The 12,168-nt window shown below is 47.4% G+C and carries 12 protein-coding genes; 8 read left to right on the plus strand and 4 right to left on the minus strand.

Annotated elements, in window-relative coordinates; genetic code table 11:
- The first annotated feature begins 54 nt into the window (after positions 1-54).
- Positions 55-2,481, plus strand: coding sequence for an endopeptidase La (lon, locus tag ACE3T3_RS00375; protein WP_374663025.1), 2,427 nt, complete (start codon positions 55-57; stop codon positions 2,479-2,481).
- A gap of 232 nt (positions 2,482-2,713) precedes the next feature.
- Positions 2,714-3,091, plus strand: a complete 378-nt coding sequence (locus ACE3T3_RS00380) for a VOC family protein (protein WP_374663026.1) — start codon at positions 2,714-2,716, stop codon at positions 3,089-3,091.
- Positions 3,092-3,898: 807 nt separating this feature from the next.
- Here the strand turns inward: ACE3T3_RS00380 and ACE3T3_RS00385 are convergent.
- Positions 3,899-4,855 carry a M28 family peptidase gene (locus ACE3T3_RS00385; protein ID WP_374663225.1) on the minus strand — a complete coding sequence of 319 codons (957 nt, stop codon included), beginning with the start codon at positions 4,853-4,855 and terminating at the stop codon, positions 3,899-3,901.
- 152 nt (positions 4,856-5,007) lie between these two features.
- On the opposite strand from ACE3T3_RS00385, the gene rlmH reads away from it, so the two are divergent.
- The 3 genes from rlmH to ACE3T3_RS00400 all read left to right on the plus strand — a co-directional run bounded on the left by rlmH (position 5,008) and on the right by ACE3T3_RS00400 (position 7,292).
- Positions 5,008-5,490, plus strand: a complete 483-nt coding sequence (rlmH, locus tag ACE3T3_RS00390) for a 23S rRNA (pseudouridine(1915)-N(3))-methyltransferase RlmH (protein WP_374663027.1) — start codon at positions 5,008-5,010, stop codon at positions 5,488-5,490.
- A gap of 113 nt (positions 5,491-5,603) precedes the next feature.
- Entirely contained in the window at positions 5,604-6,380 is a 777-nt protein-coding gene (locus ACE3T3_RS00395) for a class III extradiol ring-cleavage dioxygenase (protein ID WP_374663028.1), read from the plus strand.
- Between the two features lie 144 nt (positions 6,381-6,524).
- Positions 6,525-7,292, plus strand: coding sequence for a DUF4377 domain-containing protein (locus tag ACE3T3_RS00400; RefSeq protein WP_374663029.1), 768 nt, complete (start codon positions 6,525-6,527; stop codon positions 7,290-7,292).
- Positions 7,293-7,356: 64 nt separating this feature from the next.
- Here ACE3T3_RS00400 and gdhA read toward each other — a convergent pair whose 3' ends face one another.
- A complete protein-coding gene (gdhA, locus tag ACE3T3_RS00405) occupies positions 7,357-8,700 on the minus strand; it encodes an NADP-specific glutamate dehydrogenase (protein ID WP_374663030.1) in 1,344 nt (447 codons plus the stop codon).
- A 418-nt stretch (positions 8,701-9,118) separates the two neighbouring features.
- Between gdhA and ACE3T3_RS00410 the strand changes: the two genes are divergently transcribed.
- From ACE3T3_RS00410 to nth, 3 genes are all read left to right on the plus strand, one after another.
- On the plus strand, positions 9,119-9,436 hold the full coding sequence (locus tag ACE3T3_RS00410; RefSeq protein ID WP_374663031.1) for a hypothetical protein: 318 nt from the start codon (positions 9,119-9,121) through the stop codon (positions 9,434-9,436).
- Between the two features lie 136 nt (positions 9,437-9,572).
- A complete protein-coding gene (locus tag ACE3T3_RS00415) occupies positions 9,573-10,367 on the plus strand; it encodes an RnfABCDGE type electron transport complex subunit B (protein WP_374663032.1) in 795 nt (264 codons plus the stop codon).
- Position 10,368: 1 nt separating this feature from the next.
- Positions 10,369-11,058: an endonuclease III gene (gene nth, locus ACE3T3_RS00420; RefSeq protein ID WP_374663033.1), complete on the plus strand. Its 690-nt coding sequence runs from the start codon at positions 10,369-10,371 to the stop codon at positions 11,056-11,058.
- A gap of 143 nt (positions 11,059-11,201) precedes the next feature.
- On the opposite strand, the gene ACE3T3_RS00425 is transcribed toward nth, so the two are convergent.
- Together ACE3T3_RS00425 and adk are read right to left on the minus strand one after the other, a co-directional pair.
- Complete coding sequence (locus ACE3T3_RS00425; protein WP_374663034.1) at positions 11,202-11,426, minus strand: hypothetical protein; 225 nt, start codon at positions 11,424-11,426, stop codon at positions 11,202-11,204.
- An 80-nt stretch (positions 11,427-11,506) separates the two neighbouring features.
- Entirely contained in the window at positions 11,507-12,166 is a 660-nt protein-coding gene (gene adk / locus ACE3T3_RS00430; RefSeq protein ID WP_374663035.1) for an adenylate kinase, read from the minus strand.
- Positions 12,167-12,168 lie beyond the last annotated feature (2 nt).

The raw sequence follows: 12,168 nt of genomic DNA on the forward strand, positions 1-12,168 counted from the left end.
TACCCATCACTATAAAAAACATGGCAACACCGTTGTCACTCATTAGGAGTGCCCATGTCTGAAATTATTATGAATGAAGAAACCTTAGAGCCTCAGGTTCCAAGTGTATTACCGCTTTTAGCGCTGCGCGATGTGGTGGTTTATCCGCATATGCAAATTGCGCTATTTGTGGGTCGTGAAAAATCGATCAATGCAGTGGACGTGGCTCGTAACAGTGACAATCTAGTATTTGTAGTTGCACAAAAAGATTCGCTTACAGAAGAAATTGATCACGACAATTTATATCAATACGGTACTGTCGCGAAGATTGTGCAAGTTGTGAATCACGAGAATGATGAAAACTGCATCAAAGTATTAATCGAAGGCTTGCACCGTTCGAAGCTGGTCAAAATCATCGACAACGAAGATCACTTGTCCGCAGAACACAGCTTAAGCCCGATGACTGTGCCTGAAGCAAGCGCAGCGCAAGAGTCGCGCATTGAAGAATTGCGCACCATGTTCGCTCAGTACGCTGAAGCGAAACTGCGCAATGCGCGCGAGCTGATTGCCGCCGCCAATAAAATTGACGATTTACTGCAATTATTGTTCTTCGTCGCAACCCGCGTGCCTTTGAATATTGATGTGAAGCAGAAATTCTTAGAACACGACGCGTTCGAAGCGCATCTGCAAGAGCTGATGACCTATCTGCTGCAGCAGTCTGAAGAACAGCAGATCGAACAGACTTTGCATGATTCAGTCAAACGCCAAATGGAGAAAAACCAGCGCGAATACTTCCTCAATGAAAAGATGAAGGTGATTCAGCGCGAACTGTCCGACATGAATGGCGGCGCAGAAGATGACGTTGCGGAAATTGAAAAACGCTTGGCTGAAGCGGACTTGCCTGAGCATGTGCGCAAAAAAGCTGAAGCGGAATTCCGCAAGCTCAAAGCCATGCAGCCGGCTTCGAGTGAAGCGGCAGTGGTTCGCAACTATTTAGAGGTGATTTTAGATACGCCTTGGAATAAAGCGAGCAAAGTCAGCATTAACCTGACAAAAGCGCAAGAAATTTTAGATGCGGACCATTACGGCTTAGATGACGTGAAAGACCGCATTGTGGAATATCTTGCCGTGCAATCCCGTGTGAAAAAACTCAAAGGCCCGATTCTATGCTTAGTGGGGCCTCCGGGTGTGGGTAAAACCTCACTGGGCGAGTCTGTAGCGAAAGCGACTGGCCGTGAGTTTGTCCGCATGGCGCTGGGCGGCGTGCGCGATGAGGCGGAAATCCGCGGTCACCGCCGCACCTATATTGGCGCGATGCCGGGTAAAATTGTGCAGTCATTGACTAAAGTCGGCGTGAAGAACCCGCTGTTCCTGCTCGATGAAATCGACAAGATGGCGCAAGACTACCGCGGCGACCCAGCTTCGGCCCTGCTGGAAGTATTGGATCCATCACAGAACAATAAATTCAATGATCACTATTTAGATCTTGATCTGGATTTATCTGAAGTGATGTTCATCTGTACGGCCAACAGCATGAATATTCCAGAAGCGCTGCTCGACCGTATGGAAGTCATTCGCCTGCCGGGCTATACCGAAGAGGAAAAAATCAACATTGCAGAACGTTATCTTGTTCCGAAAGCGATTAAGAACAATGGTTTGCGTGCGAAAGAACTGACTGTGCATGAAGAAGCGATCCGCGACATCGTGCAGCGTTACACCCGTGAAGCCGGTGTGCGCAGCCTTGAACGTGAAGTGTCTAAAATTGCGCGTAAAGTGGTGAAAGAAGCCGTCAGCAAAAAGGCCAAAAACCTGCAAGTTGATGTAACTTCCGCCAATCTTCCTGACTATCTGGGTCCGCATAAGTTTGACTTCGGCATGGCGGAAGAAGAAGCGCAAGTCGGCCGCGTCAACGGTTTGGCTTGGACGTCAGTCGGCGGTGAATTGCTGACTATTGAAGTGGCCGCCGTTAAAGGCAAAGGCAAATTCATTACCACCGGTTCGCTGGGCGATGTGATGAAAGAGTCGATTACGGCAGCCATGACCGTTGTCCGCACCCGTGCTGATGAGCTGGGCATTGAAGCATCACGCTTTGAAGAAACCGATGTGCACGTGCACTTGCCAGAAGGCGCAACACCGAAAGACGGTCCGTCTGCAGGCTTAGCGCTGACCACAGCCCTTGTCTCGGCATTCACAGGCATTGCGATCCGTCCAGATATCGCGATGACAGGTGAAACCAGCTTAGGCGGCCGCGCAATGCGTATCGGCGGCTTGAAAGAGAAACTGCTGGCAGCGCACCGAGGCGGCATCAAGCTGGTGTTCATTCCTCAGGAAAACGTCCGTGACCTTGCGGAAATTCCAGAGAATGTCAAAGAAGGCTTGGAAATTAAACCCGTGAAAAGCATCGATGAGATCCTGCCATTGGCTTTAATCGATATGCCGAAGCCTTTGGTGAAAGCGCCGATTGTCAAAGCCGCTGAAGGCGGCAAAGCAGCACGCCATTGATCTGATCCCTGTATAAAAAAGAGCGCTCCGGCGCTCTTTTTTTTGTTCTGCATTCCTCGCTTGAAGCCTCATCATGCTTAAAATACAGCCGCCGCAGGAACGGAGATTGAACAATCTATACCTTCCCTTACAATAATCAAATTCCGCTTTTAAACATTTGACGCATAATAAAACAGATCGGTTTATGATCAACTCAACATTCAGCCATTCAAATGAAAAGAGGACCATTGCCATGCCAAATCCTGTTTGCTGGTTTGAAATTTATGTCAATGATATGGAGCGAGCCAAAAAGTTTTATGAAACATTGCTGAACATTCAGCTGAGCCAGCTCAGCAATCCCGCTGATTCCAGTATGGCGATGTGGGCCTTTCCCTCCGATATGAATCAATATGGCTCTTCCGGCGCCTTGGTCAAAGCTGATGATGTATCCGCAGGCGGCAACAGCACCATTATTTACTTTAGCAGCGAAGATTGCGCCATCGAGCAAGGCCGTATTGAAGCGGCTGGCGGCAAAGTTCACCAAGGCAAATTGTCCATCGGTGAATACGGCCAAATGGTTTTAGGCATAGATACAGAAGGCAATATGTTCGGAATCCATTCCATGAAGTAGCGGCCCTTGCTGCATATCGGATCAAAACGCATTGCCCGAACGTGTTTTTAAATGCAGCGTTGGATATACAGCCGTCATGCAAATGCCTAGACGGGCTGCGCGGCCGAAGATGCTTTTTAAACAGTTTTCGGCCTGCATTAAAAAAAATGTATATTTTTTTTGCAAAAACAAATGAAGCTGTATCTGCCGATTCATCTGGCTTACGCAAGATTACTGCAATTATTTTTTGATTAAAATTCAACCATACGATTGCAAAAATGCAATTTAAGCGTACATTAATTCTATAGGCGCAGTCTTGCAATCAGCAGGCTTTAGACAGCTGAATGCTTGCTTCGGCTGAATAGCGTTCCCATTTAACTGGACAATGCTTTTAATCAAAGGTTGCTGATATTGCTCATGATTTCAGCCAAACTTTATGCTGGCATCATGAGATGAACAGACGGTTTCAACTTGCCGAATCAAGCGCATCCGGCAGATGGCCGATCAGCGCTCAAACACGCTCACGCTGAGACGGTGTCAATTGGAAATCGCTGATCAGCAGAAGCAATACCAGACTTGAAAAATGGTATTTTTCCCTCATCTTAATAGTAGATGCATATGCGCTGTATGTTTCTGCTTGCTTAGGCGCTTAGTATTTATTTTCTAAGCATTGATTTTCTAAGTTCTAAAATGGTCATCTGCATCTCCAGGCGGGTGACCTTTTATCGCAGTCCAAAGGCTTTCAGGGCTGCGTTTTTTATGCAGTTCTGTTTTCAGCCCTCTCCCCGCGCTGCCGGATAAAATCCCGGCATTGAGCCGCTGGGCGGATTATTGCCTCAAGAGGGTTTGCACCAGCCCATTCACCACCTGCCCCATCTTCTGCACATCCAATTGCTCAATGGTGTCTTTATCGGTGTGGAAATTTTTATTGCGGTAAGCGCCAGTATCGGTAATCACAATCGCAGGCAAGTCAAAAGCCCAGTAATTATTGTGGTCTGAAAAATCCATAGCCTGCACAAAAGATGGCGCAATGAGTCGCTCGCATTGCAGCTGATTCAGGCTTTTCATGGCCTTGCAGAATTCCGCCGTCATCTCCCGCGACTGCAAATTGCCGACCGCCGCAATATAATTGCCATGGCTAGGATAAATCCACTTCAAGCCAATCGGATACTGCTGCACTAAATTCACATCGTAATAGCCAATATTTTCCAAGATATAAATGCTTTTAATGGCTTTGCTTTGCTTCTCTACCGATTTGGCATGCACATAGCTGCCCATCTCTTCCGTGCCGGAAAACGGCGCTTCATTGAGGGTATAGAATACAAAATCAATACTGTTCTTTAAGGCCTTTTTCTCCGCCGCTAAAATGCGCGCGGTTTCAATCACGCCCGCCACGCCCGAAGCATTGTCATCCGCGCCCGGTTTATCCTCAAAAACATCATAATGCGCGCCGACGATGATCTTGTCGGCGCTTTGGCCTTTTAAAGAACACACCACATTGCGGTAAGCCTCATCATTCACTTTATAGGTCTGATATTGGCATGGCACGCCAAACAGGCGCATTTGCTCACGGATCCATGCAGATACGCGGTTCAGCTCTTTCACGTCCTTAAAATTGCGGAAATCGCCGCCGCCCAGCAGCTGTTCCATGTAGACGGTTAAATTCTGCGGCTCTGCAGAATGAGGAGCATTTGCATGCGCCGATGCCGCGGCAGCTGCTGCAGTCAAAACGAAAAGACACTGCTGAATGAACTGTTTAATTTTATTTTTCTGCAATTGATTCATCATTGTTATTATTCCGTACATCATACAAACGAAGCTGTTCTGCAGAGTATTAAAACAACAACAGCGCTGCCAATTCAATTGCAAATTGTTTCGGCGCTGAGCCAAGCGCTATTTCACGCTATAATGGCGCTTTCTCATCAATACCGCCTGCTATGAAAATCCGCATCATTACCATTGGCCAAAAAATGCCAGCCTGGGTGCTGACTGGCTTTGAAGACTATTTCAAACGCATTCAGCCTTTCGTGCAAACCCAAATTATTGAATTGCCCATGGCCAAACGCGGTAAAAATGACTCAGAAGCCGATATTTTAAAATACCGCCAAATTGAAGGCGACAGCATTTTAAATGCCATGAAGCAAAATGAAACCCTCATTGCGCTTGAGGTCGGCGGCCGTGAATTCAGCACTGAAAAACTGGCCGAAACCATGAAAGGCTGGATGCTGGAAGGCAATGACATCGTTTTAGCCATTGGCGGCCCAGACGGCCACTCTGAAGCGGTACGCAAAGCAGCGGCCTGGCATTGGTCACTTTCAAAACTCACCTTGCCTCACCCAATGGTGCGCGTCATGCTGATTGAACAGCTCTACCGCGCGATGAGCATCAATCATAATCATCCTTATCACCGGGCCGGCTGAGTCTAAAGATCCAACCGTTCTATAGATGCAACGGTTTGTTGATATATCCAGTATTTATTTGAACAATGTAATTTGTCAAAATGCTTTAGCAACAATTAATTAGGCTAATCGCAATGAATCTGCAAACCCTTCCTGGTTTATTTATTTCTCACGGCTCGCCGATGCTTGCGATTAATCCTGAGCAAGTCGGCCCGGCACTGCAGCGTTTGAGCGTAAATCTGCCGAAACCTGAGGCCATTATTGTCATGTCTGCGCATTGGGAAAGCAGCGCGCTTGAGGTGAGCACCGGCGCGCGGCCAGACACTTGGCATGACTTCCGCGGCTTCCCCGCAGAACTGTACGAGATCCGCTACCCTGCGCCGGGCCAGCCGGATTTGGCTGAAGATGTGCTGCATCTGCTTGCGGAAGCCGGCTTTTCAGCCCATGCCAACAGCACCCGCCCGCGTGACCATGGTGTATGGATGCCCTTGCTGCACATGTATCCTCAGGCGGATATTCCTGTGGTGGAAATTGCCCTGCCGATGAGCATGACCGCCCAAGATATCTGCAAAATCGGCCAAACGCTTGCGCCGCTGCGCGAGAAGCAGATTTTACTGATTGGCTCGGGCAGCATTACCCACAATTTGCGTGAATTATCCTGGAACCTCCAGCCTGCGCCTGTTCCTGAATGGGCCTCCACTTTCCGCAACTATGTGACCGGCAAATTGGCGCATAGCGATTTTAATGCCGTGCTGGATTGGCAGTCGATCCCTTACGTCGAACGCAATCATCCAACACTGGAACACTTTGCGCCGCTGTTTTTTGCCATGGGAACGGGCCCCCGTTTCAGCATTGTGCACAGCAGTTTCAGCATGGGCTCACTCGGCATGGATATTTACCGTTTCGACTAAGCATAAATATTTTTTATAAAAATATTAATTTTTATTCATGGATACATTTTGAAACTGAATTGCGCTAAATGTATCCATTCTTTTTTAAATTGAATCGGTTATGCTAACTCCTATTATCCATATCCCATTTTAAGACCGTCAAAAATGAAATTAAAATATTTAGCAATCGCATTATTTCCGCTCGCTTTAGCCGCGTGTCAATCAAGTGATATTCAAAAAGCTGGAGATCTCGCCGTGTCTGTTCTACAACAGCAAAATGCAGATAAAACACTGGCTGCATACGAATGGAGCGCCAATACGCCCAATGCGCCAAAACCGCTGGTTTTAAAATTTTTAGACAATAACCGCTTAAGCATTTCGACCAGCTGCAATACCATGGGCGGCAGCTGGAAAGTTGAAAACAACCAGATTGTCACTGGCGCGCTGATGTCTACGCAAATGGCTTGCCCAGACAATGCCATGCAGCAGGAAGGCGTAGCGGCGCAATTATTCCAAGACCGCAAAGCACCATTTATCCTGAATCTGAAGGATGCAGACAATCCGACTTTGACGATTGTGAATGCAAAAGGCGAACAGCTGGTATTTACTGGCAAAATGACGCCTGAAACAAAATACCAAACTCAAGGCGAAACCATTTTCCTGGAAATCAGCCCGGTCACTAAGCAATGCACAGGTGTAGCGCCGCAAACCTGCTTGCAGGTCCGTGAAATCAAATATGCTGAAAATGGCGTCAAAACTCAGGCAGACAAAGACTGGACACTGTTCTACAACAGCATTGAAGGCTTTACCCATAACCCTCAAGAGCGCCAAGTTGTCCGCATCAAACGCTATGAAATTAAAAACCCAGCGGCGGATCAATCAAAATATGCCTATGTTCAAGACATGATCATTGAGCGCGAAACGGTTAAATAAAAACAATCCGGCATAAAAAACCGAGGCAAAAGCCTCGGTTTTTTAGTTCGTGCTTGCGCAGAACTTAGTAAACGCCTTGAGCACGCATTGCGTCAGCGACTTTTACGAAGCCGGCAATGTTTGCGCCATTTACATAGTTCACAGTACCGTCTTCTTCAGTACCGTATTTCACGCAGTTGCGGTGGATTTCTTTCATGATAGCATGCAGGCGCTCATCCACTTCTTCGAAAGTCCAGCCCAAACGGATCGCGTTTTGAGACATTTCAAGACCTGAAGTTGCAACACCGCCAGCATTTGATGCTTTGCCCGGCGCATACAGGATTTTCGCTTCAACAAATTTCTCAACGGCATCCAAAGTAGAAGGCATGTTCGCGCCTTCCGCTACGCAGATTACGCCATTTGCAAGCAATAGCGCAGCGTCTTCGCCGTTCAATTCATTTTGTGTTGCGCATGGAAGCGCGATATCACATTTGATTGACCAAGGGCGTTTGCCTTCAAGATATTCAAAACCGTGCTTAGAAGCGAATTCAGAAATACGGCCGCGTTTTACGTTTTTCAGTTCCATCACTTCGCACAGCAGTTCAGTCGTGAAGCCATCTTTAACATAAACGGTGCCGTTAGAGTCAGAAAGTGAAACCACTTTCGCCCCTAAATACATTGCTTTTTCAGCCGCGAACTGCGCAACGTTGCCTGAACCTGAAACTGTGACCACTTTATCTTTAAAGCTGTCGCCGCGTGTTTTCAGCATTTCTTCAGCAAAATAAACTGTACCGAAGCCTGTTGCTTCTGGACGCGCCAAAGAACCGCCGAAAGATAAGCCTTTACCGGTAAATACGCATGATGTGTCATTGCTCAGCTTTTTCATCATGCCGGCCATATAGCCCACTTCACGGCCGCCCACACCGATATCGCCCGCAGGGATGTCTGTGTTAGAGCCAAGATGACGGTAAAGCTCGATCATTAAAGCTTGGCAGAAACGCATGATTTCGCCTTCAGATTTACCTTTAGGGTCAAAGTCTGAACCGCCTTTGCCGCCGCCCATAGGCAGTGTGGTCAAGGCATTTTTAAATGTTTGTTCGAAACCTAAGAATTTAAGAATAGAAAGGTTTACAGACGGGTGAAAGCGCATACCGCCCTTGAATGGACCGATTGCTGAGTTATATTGCACACGGAAAGCGCGGTTCACTTGAGTTTGACCTTTGTCATCAACCCAAGATACACGGAATTGAATCGCGCGCTCAGGCTCCACAAGGCGTTCAAGTAATCCGTAGTCAGCATATTCAGGATTCTTTTCAATGAACGGCCAAAGGCTGGTCATAACTTCTTCTACAGCTTGAAGAAATTCTGGTTGATGTGAATCACGTGTTTTTACGTAGTCTAGGAAGTCTTTAAGGCTGTTATATTTCAACGCTTAATCCTCAGCAGAAATGGATCAAAATCGGTCAAAATTTCAATCGGTGATATATTTTGGCGCAAAACATTAAATATCTTTTACACCCGTTCAGCAATAGTTTTCTCAAAAAAACTTGAATTTTCTTTATAGAACATGGATTTAATTTAATTTCATAGTCTTTTTTGTTATAAATGTAATAACTTTTTAGAATATAACAGTGTAATATTTTGCGCAATAAGCATGCATAGATCGAACCATTTTTGCGCACTGCTTTGTACTGTAAATACCGAATTTTGCTTGACTCTTCCAGCATTCCAGAAAAATTTCCCTTATACTGCAGGCGTGCAGAACAGGCGCATTCAGCCTATCAGGCGCCCATTTTTCCCATAAAACGCCTCATGCCTTTTATACCTTTGGCGAATTGCATTCTCCAATGCATATTCCAAAGGCGCCAAAAGGCCTGAACAGCCTTGATATTGCCTGGATTACGGCCTGTTTATTGTTTTGTTTAAATCAGAAGCCATTCGATAAATTGCTCCTGCAGTATTCCCCGCTGCAGGCCAATGCCCGCCATGCACTTAAGCATTGGCCTGCTCTTGCAGCTCAGCCAGATCAAAAGCGTGCCGGCAGATCTACCAAAAGCCCACTGCATGCGGACAGCCTCTTTATATGCACCTTACTTTTTATTTACACCTCACTTATATGCAACAGCAACAATATAGGCAACCGCAACAACCGCCGGAGATCCTGACGCGATGAGGCTGAAGCGCAGGCTCTTAGCGCCAAGCCGCGGGTTCAGGAATAGTCTACAGCCCTGATAAAACATGCTAATATTGCATTCCAGCATTTTTTGTTTCACGCTGATTGCACAGCATTTCCGGTTATTCATGAATACACAAATTTCCCTCATCCAAAAAATTGATGCCCTGCTCCCGCAAACGCAATGCGGGCTTTGCGGCCATCGAGATGGCTGTTTGCCTTATGCAAAATCCATTGCTGAAGGTGAGGAAGCCAATAAATGCGTACCGGGCGGACAGCCGGTAGCGGATGCGCTGGCAGCTTTGCTGGACCGTGCGCCCTTGCCGGCAGAAGAAAGCGTTTGGCCTATACAGCAAGATGGCCGCCCGCAGCGCATGAAAGCCGTGATTCGTGAAGATGAATGCATCGGCTGCACCAAATGCATCAGCGCCTGCCCAGTGGATGCCATTATTGGTTCCGGCAAGCTGATGCATACCGTCTTGACCGACTTGTGCACCGGCTGTGAACTGTGCATTCCACCTTGCCCTGTCGACTGCATTGATTTAATTGAAGATGTGCAGCCCCTGCCGACCGACGACCTGCGTGATCAGGAACAGCAGGATTTGCGCCAGCGCTATTATGCGCATATTCAGCGTGAGGAAAAACGCCGCATCAACCGCAAAGGCCCGGTGGTGCGTGCTGAAATTGATACCGCGCTGTTTGCCCGCTTCTCAACACAGACTGACAGCGTGCCGAATATTGAGCTGACTGAAAAAACCGACAAAAAAGCCTTAGTGCAGGATGCCAAAGCCACCATTGAGCTGGCTAAAATCCGCACCCAGATCAAAAAACTGGAAAAACAGCTCAATGTCCGTGACGATGCCAAAAAACGTACGCTACTGGAAGAGTTAAACCAGCAGTTGAATGCGCTGCAAGGGGAATAGCATGGCCGTCAAGAATATGACCAAGAAGCAGATTCAAATCTTTTTTGAACGGCTGCGTGAACAGCGCCCCAACCCCAAAACAGAATTGAATTATTCAAGCCCGTTTGAGCTGCTGGTGGCTGTAACCTTATCTGCTCAAGCGACCGATGTCAGCGTCAACAAAGCCACAGATAAGCTGTTTCCTGTCGCCAATACGCCTGAAGCCATTTACGCGCTGGGTGTGGATGGCCTGAAGGAATATATCAAAACCATTGGTTTATATAATTCCAAAGCGGAAAATGTCATTAAAGCCTGCAAAATGCTGATTGAAAAACATAACAGCATTGTGCCGAATAACCGTGCCGATTTAGAAGCCCTGCCCGGCGTGGGACGCAAAACGGCCAATGTGGTGCTGAATACCGCCTTTGGACAGCCCACCATGGCTGTAGACACGCATATTTTCCGCCTCGGCAACCGTACAGGCCTAGCAGTCGGCAAGAACGTGCTTGAAGTGGAACAGCGTCTGGTGAAAGTGATTCCCAAGGAATTTATTGTGGACTCACACCATTGGCTGATTCTGCATGGCCGTTACTGCTGTACAGCCCGCAAGCCCAAATGCGCTGAATGCATTGTTTCAGATGTCTGCAACTGGCCAGACCGTTTTGAATTCGGCGCAGCGCGGCCCATTGCTGTCAAAAATATAGAGCCTTAGCCGCAAAAACGGCTTGTTTTGAGTTTGATTGTTCAGACTAAAAGATGGTCTTGAATCTCGGCACCGCACAGTGCGCATTGAAAACCGGCGGTCTTGTCACAGCCCCAACGGCGCGGTCAGTTCATCTGCAGCCGCATAAGCAGTTATTTGGGGTGCTGTTCGTTTTTCTGCTGGCTTTGCTTTTGCTGTTCTCGTTTTTGCTGTTCCTGCTTTAATTTCGGGTGCAGCTGATATTCCGCAGATTGGCTACGGCGCTCCAATTTTTCCTGTTCCTGCGTTTTTTTCAGCAGCTTATAGCTGAAATAGAGCATGCCCACGACCAGCACTGCAGCTGCTGCCAAAACTAAAATCACTGCAATCTGCTCCACAGCCCATCTCCAAACACACAATAAAAAAGAGCCCTAATATGACTTAGGACTCTTTGAAAGTCAAAACCCGCAAATACGGATTATTTAGACTGATCCAGAATGGCGAACAAATCGATTTGAACTTCTTCAATTGGACGCAAGCCGTTCAGCTTGTCATATGTCGGCGCATTTTCACCAGAAGCCGCGCGGCCTTGGTAGAAGCCGACCAATTGTTCAGTTTCAGTGTGGTACGAACCTAAACGCTTGCGGATCGTCGCTTCTTGGTCATCTGGACGCTGAACAAGATCTTCACCAGTTTCATCATCTTTACCTTCCACTTTCGGCGGATTGTAAACAATGTGGTATACGCGGCCAGATGCAGGATGCTGACGGCGGCCAGACAGGCGTTTAACAATTTCTTCATCCGGCACATCAATTTCAATCACATGATCAATATTGATGCCTTCTTTTTCCAAAGCTTCCGCTTGAGGAATGGTGCGCGGGAAACCGTCAAAGATGCAACCATTCACACAGTCAGGCTGCGCAATACGCTCTTTGACCAATCCGATGATCAATTCATCAGAAACCAGACCGCCGCTTTCCATGACGCTTTTAGCTTTAAGACCTAATTCAGTACCTTCACGAATTGCAGCACGGAGCATATCACCGGTTGAAATTTGTGGGACATTGTAGCGCTTACAGATCAACTGAGCTTGTGTACCTTTACCTGCTCCAGGTGGTCCGAGTAAGATAATGCGCATAA

Origin of the sequence: Acinetobacter sp. (assembly GCF_041919735.1) — a bacterium.
In the GTDB taxonomy this organism is placed as follows: domain Bacteria; phylum Pseudomonadota; class Gammaproteobacteria; order Pseudomonadales; family Moraxellaceae; genus Acinetobacter.

What these genes read in the sequence shown, in the direction of transcription:
- ACE3T3_RS00380 (WP_374663026.1), top strand. Translation starts at nt 2,714, where the DNA reads ATGCCAAATCCTGTTTGCTGGTTTGAAATTTATGTCAATGATATGGAG.
- ACE3T3_RS00415 (WP_374663032.1), top strand. Translation starts at nt 9,573, where the DNA reads ATGAATACACAAATTTCCCTCATCCAAAAAATTGATGCCCTGCTCCCG.
- ACE3T3_RS00395 (WP_374663028.1), top strand. Translation starts at nt 5,604, where the DNA reads ATGAATCTGCAAACCCTTCCTGGTTTATTTATTTCTCACGGCTCGCCG.
- rlmH (WP_374663027.1), top strand. Translation starts at nt 5,008, where the DNA reads ATGAAAATCCGCATCATTACCATTGGCCAAAAAATGCCAGCCTGGGTG.
- ACE3T3_RS00385 (WP_374663225.1), bottom strand. Translation starts at nt 4,855, where the DNA reads ATGAATCAATTGCAGAAAAATAAAATTAAACAGTTCATTCAGCAGTGT.
- lon (WP_374663025.1), top strand. Translation starts at nt 55, where the DNA reads ATGTCTGAAATTATTATGAATGAAGAAACCTTAGAGCCTCAGGTTCCA.
- adk (WP_374663035.1), bottom strand. Translation starts at nt 12,166, where the DNA reads ATGCGCATTATCTTACTCGGACCACCTGGAGCAGGTAAAGGTACACAA.
- ACE3T3_RS00400 (WP_374663029.1), top strand. Translation starts at nt 6,525, where the DNA reads ATGAAATTAAAATATTTAGCAATCGCATTATTTCCGCTCGCTTTAGCC.
- nth (WP_374663033.1), top strand. Translation starts at nt 10,369, where the DNA reads ATGGCCGTCAAGAATATGACCAAGAAGCAGATTCAAATCTTTTTTGAA.
- ACE3T3_RS00410 (WP_374663031.1), top strand. Translation starts at nt 9,119, where the DNA reads ATGCATATTCCAAAGGCGCCAAAAGGCCTGAACAGCCTTGATATTGCC.